14 protein-coding genes are annotated in these 13,509 nt (G+C 58.8%); 5 read left to right on the forward strand and 9 right to left on the reverse strand.

What is annotated here, in order from left to right; all coding sequences use genetic code 11:
- Positions 1-112: 112 nt before the first annotated feature.
- The 3 genes from pstA to EEB11_RS16960 form a co-directional block, all read right to left on the reverse strand.
- Positions 113-1,414, reverse strand: a complete 1,302-nt coding sequence (gene pstA, locus EEB11_RS16950; protein ID WP_135433391.1) for a phosphate ABC transporter permease PstA — start codon at positions 1,412-1,414, stop codon at positions 113-115.
- A gap of 13 nt (positions 1,415-1,427) precedes the next feature.
- Positions 1,428-2,804: a phosphate ABC transporter permease subunit PstC gene (gene pstC, locus EEB11_RS16955; RefSeq protein WP_135433393.1), complete on the reverse strand. Its 1,377-nt coding sequence runs from the start codon at positions 2,802-2,804 to the stop codon at positions 1,428-1,430.
- 87 nt (positions 2,805-2,891) lie between these two features.
- Positions 2,892-3,932 carry a substrate-binding domain-containing protein gene (locus EEB11_RS16960; protein ID WP_135433395.1) on the reverse strand — a complete coding sequence of 347 codons (1,041 nt, stop codon included), beginning with the start codon at positions 3,930-3,932 and terminating at the stop codon, positions 2,892-2,894.
- 339 nt (positions 3,933-4,271) lie between these two features.
- Between EEB11_RS16960 and EEB11_RS20360 the strand changes: the two genes are divergently transcribed.
- The 4 genes from EEB11_RS20360 to EEB11_RS16975 all read left to right on the forward strand — a co-directional run bounded on the left by EEB11_RS20360 (position 4,272) and on the right by EEB11_RS16975 (position 5,761).
- Positions 4,272-4,421: a hypothetical protein gene (locus EEB11_RS20360; RefSeq protein ID WP_354002105.1), complete on the forward strand. Its 150-nt coding sequence runs from the start codon at positions 4,272-4,274 to the stop codon at positions 4,419-4,421.
- On the forward strand, positions 4,418-4,669 hold the full coding sequence (locus tag EEB11_RS20480; RefSeq protein ID WP_435531121.1) for a hypothetical protein: 252 nt from the start codon (positions 4,418-4,420) through the stop codon (positions 4,667-4,669). Before EEB11_RS20360 ends, EEB11_RS20480 begins: the two co-directional genes overlap by 4 nt.
- Before the next feature lie 66 nt (positions 4,670-4,735).
- Complete coding sequence (locus tag EEB11_RS20485; RefSeq protein WP_167852783.1) at positions 4,736-5,059, forward strand: hypothetical protein; 324 nt, start codon at positions 4,736-4,738, stop codon at positions 5,057-5,059.
- Between the two features lie 444 nt (positions 5,060-5,503).
- Entirely contained in the window at positions 5,504-5,761 is a 258-nt protein-coding gene (locus EEB11_RS16975; protein WP_135433397.1) for a type II toxin-antitoxin system ParD family antitoxin, read from the forward strand.
- Positions 5,762-5,999: 238 nt separating this feature from the next.
- Here EEB11_RS16975 and EEB11_RS16980 read toward each other — a convergent pair whose 3' ends face one another.
- The 6 genes from EEB11_RS16980 to EEB11_RS17005 all read right to left on the reverse strand — a co-directional run bounded on the left by EEB11_RS16980 (position 6,000) and on the right by EEB11_RS17005 (position 12,208).
- Positions 6,000-6,749: an SDR family oxidoreductase gene (locus EEB11_RS16980; RefSeq protein ID WP_135433399.1), complete on the reverse strand. Its 750-nt coding sequence runs from the start codon at positions 6,747-6,749 to the stop codon at positions 6,000-6,002.
- Between the two features lie 38 nt (positions 6,750-6,787).
- On the reverse strand, positions 6,788-7,768 hold the full coding sequence (locus EEB11_RS16985) for an ABC transporter ATP-binding protein (protein ID WP_135433401.1): 981 nt from the start codon (positions 7,766-7,768) through the stop codon (positions 6,788-6,790).
- On the reverse strand, positions 7,765-8,763 hold the full coding sequence (locus EEB11_RS16990) for an ABC transporter ATP-binding protein (protein ID WP_135433403.1): 999 nt from the start codon (positions 8,761-8,763) through the stop codon (positions 7,765-7,767). The genes EEB11_RS16985 and EEB11_RS16990 overlap by 4 nt, the downstream gene beginning before the upstream one ends.
- Before the next feature lies 1 nt (position 8,764).
- Positions 8,765-9,610: an ABC transporter permease gene (locus EEB11_RS16995; protein WP_135433406.1), complete on the reverse strand. Its 846-nt coding sequence runs from the start codon at positions 9,608-9,610 to the stop codon at positions 8,765-8,767.
- 13 nt (positions 9,611-9,623) lie between these two features.
- Positions 9,624-10,544, reverse strand: a complete 921-nt coding sequence (locus tag EEB11_RS17000; protein WP_135433408.1) for an ABC transporter permease — start codon at positions 10,542-10,544, stop codon at positions 9,624-9,626.
- Between the two features lie 77 nt (positions 10,545-10,621).
- Entirely contained in the window at positions 10,622-12,208 is a 1,587-nt protein-coding gene (locus EEB11_RS17005) for an ABC transporter substrate-binding protein (RefSeq protein WP_135433410.1), read from the reverse strand.
- 170 nt (positions 12,209-12,378) lie between these two features.
- Here EEB11_RS17005 and EEB11_RS17010 point away from each other — a divergent pair, with 170 nt between their 5' ends.
- Entirely contained in the window at positions 12,379-13,371 is a 993-nt protein-coding gene (locus tag EEB11_RS17010; protein ID WP_135433412.1) for a ketopantoate reductase family protein, read from the forward strand.
- The last annotated feature ends 138 nt before the right edge of the window (positions 13,372-13,509 follow it).

Below are 13,509 nucleotides of genomic sequence, written 5' to 3' on the forward strand. Positions count from 1 at the left end.
CGTTGTGAATCCTCTAAAGTCAGAGTTCTGCAACAACGCCCTTGAATGGCCACAGGTCTCCGCAGGAGAGGTGAGGGGTACCGTTGAGTTGACTATTGCATAGGGATGAGTATCACCAGTTCCGCTCAAATCGAGAACGAAGATAGATGGCGACCGCATTCATCATCACAAGAAAGCCCAACAGTACCAAGATGGCAGCGGACGTTCGGCTGGCGAAGCCACGTTCAGGACTATCGGCCCAGATGAAAATCTGAGTCGGCAGGGCCGTCGAAGCATCAAAGGGGGTTGATGGTGCCGCGGTGACAAATGCGTTCATACCAATCAGCAGCAGTGGTGCCGTTTCACCTAGCGCCTGAGCCAACCCGATGATCGTTCCAGTCAGAATACCGGGCATTGCGAGCGGCAGAACGTGGTGGAAAACGACCTGCTGTTTGGATGCGCCCACACCAAGTGCCGCTTCGCGGATCGAGGGTGGCACAGCCTTGAGGGCCGCGCGTGTTGCGATGATGATGGTAGGAAGCGTCATCAGCGCCAGCACCATACCGCCGACAAGGGGAACCGACCGTCCCATCCCGAACGCGCCGACGAACACCGCCAGACCCAGCAAACCAAACACCACCGATGGAACAGCGGCAAGATTGTTGATGTTGACCTCGATGAAGTCGCTCATCTTGTTCTTGGGTGCGAATTCCTCGAGGTAGATCGCGGCACCAATCCCGATCGGAAATGACAGGACAAAGCAGGTCAGCAACGCCCAGAATGACCCTACGATAGCCCCCCGCAAACCCGCAAGCTCAGGGAAGCGTGAGTCCGCGTTGTTCAAAAGCGCAGTATTGAACGGTTTGGTCACTCGGTCGTCAGCTACCATCCGGTCAAAGATTGCAATTTCGTCATCCTTGAGGCGCCGGAACTGCTCGGGCGTTTCCCGGTCGATCAGGCCCTTGGCAAGTTGGTCGAACGCGTCGGATGTCGGCACATTCAGCTTTACAGTCTGTCCGATGAGCGTTGGTTCTGCGACAATCCGGTCGCGCGCGGTAAACTGCGCCGCATTCGACAGAACGCCAACCGCCTTACGTTGCTCATCTTCGGCCAGCCCAGGCAAAGAGGCAGCCACGGAAGCCTGCATCAGGCCACGATAGTCGGACCGTGCCAGGTTCTCAGGGTTGATGAATTCCTCGCTGAACGTCACATCCAGCGTCACATGGGTCTGGGTAAACGCATGCCGCCCGGTCAGGACCAGAGAGCCGATCAAGACGGCAAGCATAGCAAAAGCAAAGCCAATGGCGGCAAGGCCGATGTATTTCAGCCGGGCTTCAGAGTTGTTGCGCTTTTTGACACGCGCTCTGATTTCGGACGAAGCCCAGTCGTTCTTTCCTGACGGAGAGGCGGCAGGAGCGGAGGTTGTATCAGTCATGTCCTAATCATCCTCAATCGTAGACTTCGCGGTACTTGCGCACGATGCGCAGCGCCAGCACGTTGATCCCCAGTGTCACGACAAACAGCATCATGCCGAGCGCGAAAGCCGCGAGGGTTTTGGGGTTGTCGAAAGAACTGTCGCCAATCAGCAGCGTCACAATCTGCACGGTCACTGTTGTGACCGAGTCGAGCGGGTTGATCGTCATCTTGGCAATCAGGCCGGCAGCCATCACCACGATCATCGTTTCGCCAATGGCCCGGCTGACGGCAAGAAGTACACCGCCAACGATGCCGGGAATGGCCGCGGGAAACAGCACATTGGTGACCGTTTCAGCCCGTGTGGCCCCCAGTGCGAGCGAGCCATCACGCAGGCTCCGCGGCACGGCCGACAGCGCATCATCGGCAAAGGACGAGATGAACGGGATCAGCATGACCCCCATAACGATCCCTGCAGCCATGGCCGTGTTCGGGGCAATCGGCAGTCCGGACCATTCGCCAAAGCCGCGCAGGGCGGGCGCGATGGTCAGAACTGCGAAGAAGCCATACACAACGGTCGGGATGCCCGCGAGAATTTCGAGAACGGGTTTGGCGATCTTGCGAAACGTTGGTGACGCAAATTCGTTCAAATAAATGGCTGACAGCAGACCGACCGGCGTTGCGATGAACAGCGCGACAGCAGAGATGACCAGAGTGCCAAGAAGAACCGGCAACCAGCCAAACGCGCCTTCGGCAGCGATCTGGTCTGCACGCAGGGGAATCTGCGGCTCCCATCTGGTGCCGAACAGGAATTCGTACCACGGAACCATGGTGAAGAACTGGTACGTCTCAAACATTAGCGAGCCGATGATACCCACGGTCGTAAAGATTGCCACCGTCGAACAAAAGATCATCAGGCCCGAAACAATGCCTTCGGCGCCCTGACGAGCGCGGAAATCCGGTGCAACTCGACGCCATGAGAAAAAGGCAAGTCCGCCAGTCAGCGTGAGAGTCAGTACTACCATGAGCGTAGCAGCCGTGGCGCGCAAAGAGGTCATGCGTTCTGCAGCCTCGGTTTTCCATGGATCAGGTGTTCCAAACATGCGCCCACCGGCAATCTGGCTGATTTCAGCAAGGATCAGCTGTGTCGCACCTGTGTCGAGCCCGTCCAGCGTGCCTGCCGGCAGGCTAGACATCGTCATGTTGTTGATCACAGTCCCCTGAAGCATCAACCAAAGGATCAGAAACACAGTTGTCGGGACCAACACCACCAATGCGGCATAGAGCCCATGAAATCCTGCGAGCGAGTGAAGCCGGAAGCCTTTGTCACGTAACTGGTTCGCGGCCGCCCGGTTCAGCACGTAGCCGAATACGACGACCAGAAAGAGTATCAAAAATGCAAGCGAGGTCATGGTCGCTCCGGACTCCTGGTTTCATTGCCCGACAGTTAGAAACGTGCCGCCCGAAATTTTCGGGCGGCACGCTGGGTCAAATCAGGATCACTCGGTCGGAGCTTCCATGTTCACAGCGCCGAGAACGCTGGTCTGGTACTCTTTCCTTTGCGCTTCCGGCAGCGGGGTCATGCCGCGCTCAGCCAGGTAGCCGCCGGTTTGCAGGGCCGCATCCGACATGTATTCTTCGATGAATTCCTGCAGGTTCGGAATTACGCCGCGGTGAGCGTTCTTCACGTAGAAGTACAGCGGACGCGCCACTTCGTAGTCATAGGCTGCGATGGTGTCGAAGTCCGGCTCAATGCCGCCAAACTTCACGCCCTTCAGCTGGTCAAGGTTCTCATACAGGTACGAATAGCCGAAGATGCCCATTGCGTTGGAGTTTGCGTTCAGCTGCTGCACGATCAGGTTGTCGTTTTCGCCAGCTTCGATGAACGGGCCGTCCGTGCGCATGCGCGAGCAGTTCTCTTCGACCCAGTCGCCGTCAAAACCGCCGGCTTTCACGAACTCGAGCTGCTCGCAGCCCTTGTGCATGGCAATCTCGACCCAGGCGTCGCGCGTGCCCGAGGTAGGCGGCGGGCCGTAAACGGTGATTGCAACATCCGGGAACGCCGGGTTGATTTCGTTCCAGTTCTTGTATGGATTGTCTTTCCACTCGCCGTCGACCGGAACCTGAGCCGCCAGCGCGGTGTACATTTCGCCGAGGGTCATATCCCAGTCATAGGTATTGGCGCGCGAGATGGACATCGCCAGACCGTCGTTGCCGATCAGGGCTTCGGAGATGTCGGTCACGCCGTTGGTGGCGCAGAGGTCATATTCCGATTTCTTGATGGCGCGCGAAGCGCCGGTCAGGTCCGGATGACCTTCGCCGATGCCGCCGCAGAATGCCTGAAAGCCGCCGCCGGTGCCGACCGATTCGACGATCGGAGCAGGTGAGCCGGTCTGGTTGGCGAATTCTTCAGCCACAGCTTGGGAATAAGGGAACACGGTCGAGGAACCGGTAACGCGGATCTGGTCGCGGGCAGATGCGACGGTCGCGGAAGCGGCGATCAGCGCAAGCGCCGATACGGTGATATGTGTGAGTTTCATGTGACTCTCCTGAATGTCTCGCGGCCCATTTTTATGACCTGAAGCGGACATAGGCTGGCTTGGTGACACTCATATTGCGGTTATGTGAAACTAACATGACAGATGCCACCATGATGCGTGGGGGCGCGCATGGCGCAAGCCAGGCGGCGTGATGCAGATCAAGGCAAAGCTGCAACGTGCATGTGCAGATGCGCATAGCTTGGAGAGCCCCGCATGAGTCTGACCGCACTTCCTGCCCTTGCCGAATCGACGCGCCTAGCTGCGACCCGAATCCCCTCCGGCGGGAAAGAGCACTGCATCTGCAATCCAATGCACCGCCTTGACGCCCCATAAAGCCGGATGTCGCGGCATCTGCAGGTGCTGCAGCCGGCGGGGCTGGTGGCAGATCGCCGGGACGCTCAATGGGTGCGCTACCGGATGCGGTTTGATCTGCCGCCACATCTGCGGGTGCTGTTGGCGGTGGACTTGGTCGAAGAGGTGATGGAGTGACCGTCTTTACTTGGCTGAACGATCAGCTTTTGCGGATGCAGTGGCTCAACGATCTGGTCGGGGCTGGGGTTGCGGCCTTCGGTCTTGACCCTACATCGCGCATCGGTGGGTCGGTGCAGTTTTTCGTATATGACGTCATCAAGATCTTCATGCTGCTGCCGATACCGATCCTGCGACGGATCTACACAGACCGCCTTTCTGTCTCAGCCCACAAGCTGGCAACGATCATCCTCGATGGCATCGCCTAGAAAGAGGGCTACAATAGCCTTCCCCGGGGCACTGCCGCCTTCACACTTGCCGTGCTAGCAGAGAAGATGGGTATCTCCCGGCAGTACCTGAACGTGCTGCTCGGCGAATTGCAAGCGTCCGACCTTCAGCTTGAGCGCGAGAAGTCGAACGGCAAGTACGCGCCTTGGCTCTTCCGGTTTGCCGCCTTTGAGCATGAGGGCAACCTCCAAGATGTCGCGTCATGCACGGGCGACACTTCACTATATAGAGAAGACTCTAACAGAACTATGTTTTCAGGACGAATCAACATCTCTGCTGAAGTAAACGTTTTCCAGACATGTTGGGTGGAGTTGATCAAGGCTGCGAAGGCAGCCCTGCCCTGCTGGAACGTCGACACCCAGGTCATCTGAGACCGCTTCCTCGCTTTCAACCGAGCGCGTGGTAACGAGACGGTTCCAGCGGGCTTCTTGCTGGGTTTCATGCGCCGTTGGCGCAGCTCGCCGTGCGAGACCTCCCGTCCAGAGGAACCATCCACGCCGCAACGCGTGCAGGACCCGCTTGAGCGCGAGCTGCACGACCAGATCAAGGCTGCGCCAAGCTCAAACCGCCAGTTTCACGCGTCTGACCTTTGTCGCGTCATCGGCCAGGCCGGCTATGATGCACGCGTCCTGCAGGTGATCCGAAGATTCGGATGCCCAAGGTTCACGGCAATGCGGGCGGTGCACGGGCAGGCTGTTTTGGCATGGGAGATTGCCCGGTGACATTGGTTCATCGGGTTCTGACCAACGATGCAGCAGTGTTAATGTCTTTTATAAGGAGCGGCATTATGGAGCAACACAGAAAGGACGTCCGGTATGATCAGCGCAGACTTGGGGCGTCAGTTGGAGAACTTCGTCGCGAAGCTGGTCGAGACCGGTCGATACAATTCGAAGAGCGAGGTTTTTCGGGAAGGCATCCGCCTGTTTCGGGAGCGAGAAGCCCGACTGGCGGTGCTCGATCAAGCGTTGGCTCGCGGCATGGAAGATGCCGAGACAGGACGGACAAAGCCGCTGGCGGATGTCGCCGCGCGCCTCGAGCGGAAATATGAAGGTACGGGCCGACCCACGGAATGAAGGTCCCGATCACCGCCGGGACCGGGCAGACCTTGAAGCCACCGGCGATTAGATCGCCCGAAACAACCCGTGGTGAGCGTTGAGCCTCATACGCGAACTCTACAGTTCTACCTCGACATTGCCGACATGCCGCAAGCCTGACCTGTGGTGGCCCGACATGAACACCACGATGAATGTCGCAGGGTTCATGGCCGATACTTGATCTTCTACCGCGTCGGCGTTTACATTCCTGCGGCTGTCAGCCGCGCCCGATGAACGGCATGTTGGTCGCCATAATGGTCATAAACTGAATATTGGCATTGAGAGGCAGCCCGGCCATATGCACAACAGCATCTGCTACCAGGGCCACGTCCATCACGGGTTCCGGGCGGAGCGTGCCGTCAGCCTGCGGAACGCCCTCTTGCATCGCTTGGGTCATGTCTGATGCTGCATTGCCGATATCGATCTGACCACAGGCGATATCATGTTTACGTCCGTCGAGCGAAATTGTTCGCGTCAGACCGGTAATCGCAGTTTTCGAGGCGGTGTAGGCGGCCGATCCGATCCGGGGCACATGTGCCGAAATCGAGCCGTTGTTGATGATCCGCCCACCTTTGGGGTCTTGGTTCCGCATCAGGCCAAAGGCACCGCGTGCAATGAGGAAGGCGCCATCAAGGTTGACCGACAGCACATTGCGCCAGTCGTCGAAAGAAATATCGGCAATCTCGGTCGAGGGCAGAGATACTCCGGCGTTGTTGAACACGACGTCAAGACGACCAAACCGGTCGCGGATCACGGCATACAGACGGTCAACCGCCTCTGGATCGGTCACATCACAAGCGATGGGATGAGCCTTGCCCGGATGGTCCGCGGCAACCTTGTTCAGCCGTTCCTGACTGCGCGCAACAAGGATGACAGTGTATCCAACTCCCAGTAGCGCTACGGCGCAGGCCTTGCCAATGCCCTGACTTGCCCCGGTGACGAGTGCGATTTTATTTGAAATAGTCATGGTTGGTCTTTCCTTTTGGTCGGTTCGGAAACGGCCGGTCAGCCGGAGTAAAGGTGGCAGGCCACGCGATGCGCCGGGCCAATGGACTGCGAGACCGGGATATCACTGCTGCAACGACCGTCGATCACACGGTGACACCGCGGATGAAAAGCGCACCCGCTGGGAGGGTTCATCGGCGACGGCACCTCACCGCTCAGCTGGATCGCCTCGGCGCGGTCCTTCCTGGGCCGGAGTGGCAAGGCGGCAGACAACAATGCCTCGGTATAGGGGTGGCGCGGCAGATCGAAGATTTCATCTGTCGGGGCAACCTCGACCAGACGGCCCAGATACATCACCGCGATCCGGTCGGCCATATAGCGGGTGGTGCCCAGGTCATGCGCCACGATCACATAACTGCAGCCGTATTCGGTCTGGATATCCTTGAACAAATTCATGATTTGCGACCGGATAGAGACATCAAGTGCCGATACCGGTTCATCGAGGATCATCAGTTTTGGCCGAGCGATGATTGCCGAGGCGATGGCGATGCGTTGACGCTGACCTCCGGAAAACTCGTGCGGATAGAGCCGTGCTTGTTCGGGGCGCAGACCAACCGAGGTCAGGGCTTCATCAACCCGGCGGGTCAGCTCGCCTTTGGTCAGCCGCTCATTCACAACCAGCGTTTCCGCCACGATGTCGAACACCTTCATGCGGGGGCTGAGCGACGCCCACGGATCCTGAAACACCGCCTGCACTTTGGTGCGGAAGGCACGCAAGGTGGAACCCAATAGGGTCGCCACATCCTGACCGTCCACCAGAACCTGACCGGATGTCGGCGGCAGCAGGCGCAGCAGCATCCGTGCCAGCGTGGTCTTGCCGCAACCAGACTCTCCGACAAGTGCAAGTGTCTGGCCATGTTCCAGCGTCAGGCTGACATCCTCGACCGCCCGCACAAGACCCCGGCGCGCCGAGAACATGCCCCCTGTGCCAACATCAAAGTGCCGGGTCAGATTGCGCAGTTCCAGAATGGGCTGTGTCATGCGATGTCCCGAAGCTTCCAGCAGCTTGCAAAGTGATCGGTTGAGCCGCTCTTGCCCGGATCCCGCGGTGGCCGTGTGGTGCGACACAAATCATCGGCATGGGGGCAACGCGGGGCGAAACTGCATCCTTCGCCAATCTCGTTCAGGGTCGGCGGCTGGCCTGCGATGGCGTAAAGTCGGTCCACCTTGCGGTCAACATGGGGCACCGAGTTCAACAGCGCGGTGGTATAGGGATGAGAGGGCGCGTCAAAGACATCGGCCACCGTGCCTTCTTCAACGATACGGCCTGCATACATCACCACCAACCGGTGGCACAGCCGGGCCACGATGCCCAGATCGTGGGTGATGAATACGATTGCCGTGCCGGTGTCGCGCTGGATATCCTCGAGCAGCTGCAGGTATTGCAACTGGATGGTCACATCCAGCGCGGTTGTCGGCTCATCCGCGATGATGACTTTAGGGGCACCGGCCAGCGAAATCGCGCCAACCACCCGCTGTTTCATTCCGCCGCTCATCTGATGCGGATAGGCGTGGAACCGGCGCTCTGCATCGGCGACGTTTACCCGCTTCAGCAGGGCGATGGCGCGCTTCTTCAAGGTGCGGGACTCTGCCGTGCGGTTTAGGCGGAGGGCCTCGACGAGTTGATTGCCAACGGTATAGACTGGGTTCAGCGACGTGTGCGGGTCTTGCAGGATCATGCCGATTTCTCGCCCTCGCACGGTGGTCATCTGATCTTCGGACAGGCCCACCAGATTGCGACCGTCCAACCAGATCTCACCGCTGTGGATTCGCCCGATCGGGCGCGGCAGAACCTGCATGATCGACAGCGCGGTCATGGATTTTCCGCTGCCGGACTCACCGACGATGCCCAGCGTCTCGCCACGCATGACCGAGAAACTCACATCGCGCACCACCTCGACCCGGTGAGCGCCAAACACCAGTTCGGTGCGCAGGTTGACGACATTCAGAACCGGAGGATCAGGGGTCGGAGTCATATCACACCTGCCGCAATTTTGGGTCGAGCCAGTCCCGCAGACGGTCACCCAACAGGTTGACCGAAAGCACCGTCAGCAGGATGGCGAGGCCGGGAAACAGCGATATCCACCAGTTCGACACGATCAGTTGGCGACCATCCGCCACCAGCAGCCCCCACGCGGGCGCAGGGCGTGGGATGCCGATGCCAAGGAAGCTTAGACTTGCCTCCAGAATGATGACCACGCCGATCTGTAAGGTGGCCAGCACGATGATGGTGTTGGCGATGTTGGGCAGAATGTATTTCAGCACGATCCGCGTGTCGGATGCCCCGGCGACCCGCGCCTTGGCTACGAAATCCCGCTCGCGCATTGACAGGGTTTCAGCCCTTACCTGACGTGCAAAGAACCCCCAGATCACAAAGACCACGACAATGACGACCAGACTGAAACTCGGACCCGAGATTGCCGCGAGGGCGAGCGCGAGAAGGATGCTGGGCAGGGCAAAGGTGATATCGACCAGCCGCATGATGAAGACATCCACCCAGCCGCGCAGATACCCCGAGATCAGCCCCAGAACGGTGCCGACAACAGCACCCAGCACAATGCCGATCATCGAAATGCCAAGCGCATATTTCGCGCCATGCAGGATACGGCTGAGCATGCAACGCCCCAGACGGTCGGTGCCAAGCGGGTAATCCCAACTCCCCCCAAAGCCGACCGGTGGCACCAGTCGGGCGCGCAGATTGCTTGTGTAGGGATCATGTGGGGCGATCCATGTGGCGAAAAAGGCCGGGATAATCAGCACCACCAGCAAGATTGCCACCGGGATGACCGGAAAGCGACGCAGAAAGGGAATACGGTTGAACATCTTGCGCTTTCAGTCAGGCGTTGCGGATGCGCGGATCGATCAGCGCGTAAAGAACATCGACAACGAAGTTCGCCAGCAAGAACAGCACGGCAAAGAACAGCACAACGGTCTGGACCACCGGGAAATCACGGCCCTGAATGGCAGTGATCGCCAACCACCCGGTTCCGGGCCAGTTGAACACCGTCTCAATCACCACCGATCCGGTGAGCAACGATCCGGCCAACACGCCGAAATAGGTGATCGGCACAATGGCGGCGTTGCGAAAGGCGTGTTTCCAGATCACCTGCTGCTCACGCACCCCTTTGACACGCGCCAGCTTGATGTATTCGGCGTCAAGCACCTCCAACATGGCTGAACGCGTCAGCCGGGTAAGGGCGGAAATCTGGAACCAGGCCATCGAAATGGCGGGCAAGATCATGTGCGACAGACCGCCATGGCCAGATGTCGGCAGCCACCCCAGGGTCACTGCAAAAATCCACATCAGCACGATGCCCAGCCAGAAGGCCGGAAGGGACTGCCCCAGTAGGGCGATCACGGTGGCTGTCGCGTCAAAGATGGTATTTTTGTAAACAGCCGCCAGAACGCCCAAGGGGATGGCGACAACAACGCTGATCAGCAGTGCCAGTCCGCCGAGTTGCAAGGTAGCGGGCATCCGTTCCAGAACCACCTGCGCGGCGGTCTGGCCCTTCCATTTCAGGCTGTCGCCAAAATCTCCGACAGCGGCGTTTTGCAAGAATGTCAGGTATTGCACCAGAATGGGCCGGTCCAACCCCAGATGGCGGGTCAGATCCTCGATCTGCTGCGGGGTCGCATCATCGGGCAGCATCGCATCAATCGGGTTGCCCGACAGATGCGACAGGCTGAACACGATGACAGTGATCACCAGCAAGGAAATCAGCGCGTGGATCAGACGATGGGCCAGAAACTTCAGCATCAAGGCTCTTTCAGGCTGGACACTACAGGCGGAACGGGCCGGGGATCATCTCCCCGGCCCGGCATTTTTGCCTGGACTTACTTCGGTGTGATCAGATTGAAGTGACTGACCCCGGCCGAGGTGACACCGGGAAACTGCCAGCCGGACACCGTGTCAGGGTTCACCATCACTTCGGCCGACAAGCTGGCCAGCGGGGCAACCGCGTAGTTGTCGAACACCTGAGTAAAGATCTTGCCTGCCAGATCATTCCGCTCGGTCACATCGATCGAAGCGGCATAGCGCGCGTTCAATTCTTCGACGATGGGATCTTCGTAGTTTACATTGGGTCGCCCGGCGCTCGCGTAATAGTTGTTGATTCCAACCGCACTCGGCTTGACCGGCATGTTGCGCATCGGGTGGAACAGCGTGGCCTCGCGCGCGCGGCGCAACGCCCCCAATCCGGCCCAGTCAAGTTCACGGATTTCCGTCTGGATGCCGACTTCTTCCAGAAACACCTGCATCAGCTCTGCCATGGTCGGAAACTCGGGGTTTCCGGCAAGGTTGGTGGACAGGATTGGCACGACCGGGTTGGGGAAGTTCTCTGGATATCCCGCTTCTGCCAGCAAGGCACGGGCACGATCCGGATCGTAACCGTATGCCTCTTCGAACCGCGCGGCCAGTTCTGGCATATAGCCTTCGTGGCGCGGATCCATGCCGAACACCGGCAGGATTTCCGCGCGGCCATCATAGAGAACGTCGATCATCGACTCCCGGTCGATTGCCCGGTTGATCGCTTCGCGCACCCGCACGTCCAGCCAGGGCAGCGTTTCAACCAGCTTGTCATCACCCGGCTGAAGGAAGGTACCGTTGAACAGCATGGCGGTCTGATTGGCGGCATTTGTGGATGAAATGACTTCGAATCCGGCAGCGATAGCATCTGGCTGCAATTCACGCGGCAGAATTGCGATGTCGGATTCCTTTGACAAAAGCGTGGCAAGGGCCGTCGCCGGTTCGGCTATGAACCTCAGATCCAGCCGCTCGATCAACGCGTCCTTGCCTGACCAGTGTCCGTCAACCCGTTCGAAAGACAGGCCCTGCCCGACAGTCCGGCTGGCAAACTGGAATTCACCAGTGCCGGCGGGCCGGGCATCATAGCCTTCGATCCCTTCGGCATCAAACTGGGCCTTGCTGTAGATCACCAGCGACCCGCGGCCACCATGAGCGAACAGGAAGTCTACCTGCGGAGCGGGCAGAATGAACTTTACGGTCTTGTCGTCAACCGCTTCGGCCTGCACGCCCTTGAGCTGTGCCACGCCTATCAAAGTGCTGTCATCACCAGTGTGAAGGGCAAGGCTGTGGATCACGTCAGCGGTGGTAACAGGACCGAAATCGAAGTGAAATTCGGCGCCTGGATGCAGTCGGAAGGTCCATTCGGTGAAATCGTCATTGTGCTCCCAGCTTTCGGCAAGACCGCTGTTGTCATAGGTCCCCGAAACCGGATCGTGACCGACAAGCCCTTGCATCGAGGGCGAGAGATTGAAGTCGCCCGGCGTGTTCCAATAGCGGTTTGTCTCGACCGACGGTGGGGTCATCGAAATGGTAACGGTCTGCGCGGCCACGAGCGACGTGCTGCCCAGTAGCAATGCGAGCGAAAGGCCGGCAAGCCGACGGCTGAATGCTGTCATGTGTTCGTTCCTCCCTGAACGTATCAATTGCTTTGGTGTCGGACCTGTTGATCTTCCGCTTCTGAGATGGCGGAATTTCCCTTCACACAAATTATGATATCGTTAACACTGAAAGAAGAATCGACCCAAGTCAATTGTGAATTGGTGTCGCCAATCTGAAAGGGAACAACATGCGGGTGGCCATCCTTGGGGCGGGCGCAACCGGCGGCTGTCTTGCGATCAGCCTTGCCGAAGCCGGATGCGACGTTACACTTCTGGCGCGCGGTGCGCATTTTGATGCGATCCGGCAATCAGGCCTGCGCCTCATTGATGCCGAGGGGGGCGAAATCACTCGGCAGATGAAGGCCGTCGACGATCCGGCAGACCTTGGGCCGCAAGACCTTCTGATTTCGACCCTCAAAGCCCCAGCCCTGCCCTTGGTGCTGGGCAAAGTGCCCGAAACTCTGCGGCGGAATGTGCCGCTGCTGACAGCGATGAACGGAGTCTTCTGGTGGTATGGGCATGGCTTTCAGCCACAGTCCCGTGCGCTGGATACCTCGCGTCTGGACCCCGCAGGCCAGATGTCGCTCCTGACAGATCCTGGAGCCGCGATGGGGGCCGTGATCTATTCCACCAATGAGGTCGTTGCCGCCGGTGTCGTACGCAACCGAAGCAAAACCAACCGACTGGTGATCGGATCATCGCAGCCGGACCGGACAGACCATGTGGCGGCCCTTTTTCAAAGGTTGTCGAGCCCGCGTTTCGAGTTCGAGGTCGTGGCAGATATTCGAAGAAGGATGTGGCACAAATTGCTGCGCAACCTGTCTTCTGCGCCGATTTCAGTTCTCACAGCCGCGCGTGTGCGCGAGATCAACGACGATCCGCAAGTGCTCGGCCTTGCACGCGCCCTGTTTTTGGAAGGCGCGCAAGTTGCTGCCGCACATGGGTTTTCCGGGCTGAGCGCAGATGTAGAAGATGTCGTCTCACCGGGTGTGGGTGCGCTGCAAAGACCTTCGATGCGCCAGGATCTTGATCTGCGTCGTCCGATGGAAATCGATTCCATCCTGCGGATCGTACAGGATTTCGGGCGGCAGTCAGACGTGTATGTGCCTGTCCTCGACATGATCGTGCCTCTGGTGATCCTCCGCGCCCGTACCGCAGGGTGCTACCCGCCGGCGGTATGAACGAATAAGGTGGAGAATGTTTGGTGCAGATTCAGAGACTTGTCTGCGAGGCGGCGCAAAAGTGCCTCTCTCACGTCAATAAAGGTGATTGACAAGCAGCTAATCAACCCTGATCTTGCGAACGATGTTATCGATATC

Origin of the sequence: Pseudotabrizicola sediminis, from assembly GCF_004745575.1 — a bacterium.
Taxonomy (GTDB): domain Bacteria; phylum Pseudomonadota; class Alphaproteobacteria; order Rhodobacterales; family Rhodobacteraceae; genus Pseudotabrizicola; species Pseudotabrizicola sediminis.

Bases quoted from the DNA above. Each gene is read 5' to 3' on its own strand.
- pstA (WP_135433391.1), bottom strand. From the start codon at position 1,414: ATGACTGATACAACCTCCGCTCCTGCCGCCTCTCCGTCAGGAAAGAAC.
- pstC (WP_135433393.1), bottom strand. From the start codon at position 2,804: ATGACCTCGCTTGCATTTTTGATACTCTTTCTGGTCGTCGTATTCGGC.
- EEB11_RS16960 (WP_135433395.1), bottom strand. From the start codon at position 3,932: ATGAAACTCACACATATCACCGTATCGGCGCTTGCGCTGATCGCCGCT.
- EEB11_RS20360 (WP_354002105.1), top strand. From the start codon at position 4,272: ATGTCGCGGCATCTGCAGGTGCTGCAGCCGGCGGGGCTGGTGGCAGAT.
- EEB11_RS20485 (WP_167852783.1), top strand. From the start codon at position 4,736: ATGGGTATCTCCCGGCAGTACCTGAACGTGCTGCTCGGCGAATTGCAA.
- EEB11_RS16975 (WP_135433397.1), top strand. From the start codon at position 5,504: ATGATCAGCGCAGACTTGGGGCGTCAGTTGGAGAACTTCGTCGCGAAG.
- EEB11_RS16980 (WP_135433399.1), bottom strand. From the start codon at position 6,749: ATGACTATTTCAAATAAAATCGCACTCGTCACCGGGGCAAGTCAGGGC.
- EEB11_RS16985 (WP_135433401.1), bottom strand. From the start codon at position 7,768: ATGACACAGCCCATTCTGGAACTGCGCAATCTGACCCGGCACTTTGAT.
- EEB11_RS16990 (WP_135433403.1), bottom strand. From the start codon at position 8,763: ATGACTCCGACCCCTGATCCTCCGGTTCTGAATGTCGTCAACCTGCGC.
- EEB11_RS16995 (WP_135433406.1), bottom strand. From the start codon at position 9,610: ATGTTCAACCGTATTCCCTTTCTGCGTCGCTTTCCGGTCATCCCGGTG.
- EEB11_RS17000 (WP_135433408.1), bottom strand. From the start codon at position 10,544: ATGCTGAAGTTTCTGGCCCATCGTCTGATCCACGCGCTGATTTCCTTG.
- EEB11_RS17005 (WP_135433410.1), bottom strand. From the start codon at position 12,208: ATGACAGCATTCAGCCGTCGGCTTGCCGGCCTTTCGCTCGCATTGCTA.
- EEB11_RS17010 (WP_135433412.1), top strand. From the start codon at position 12,379: ATGCGGGTGGCCATCCTTGGGGCGGGCGCAACCGGCGGCTGTCTTGCG.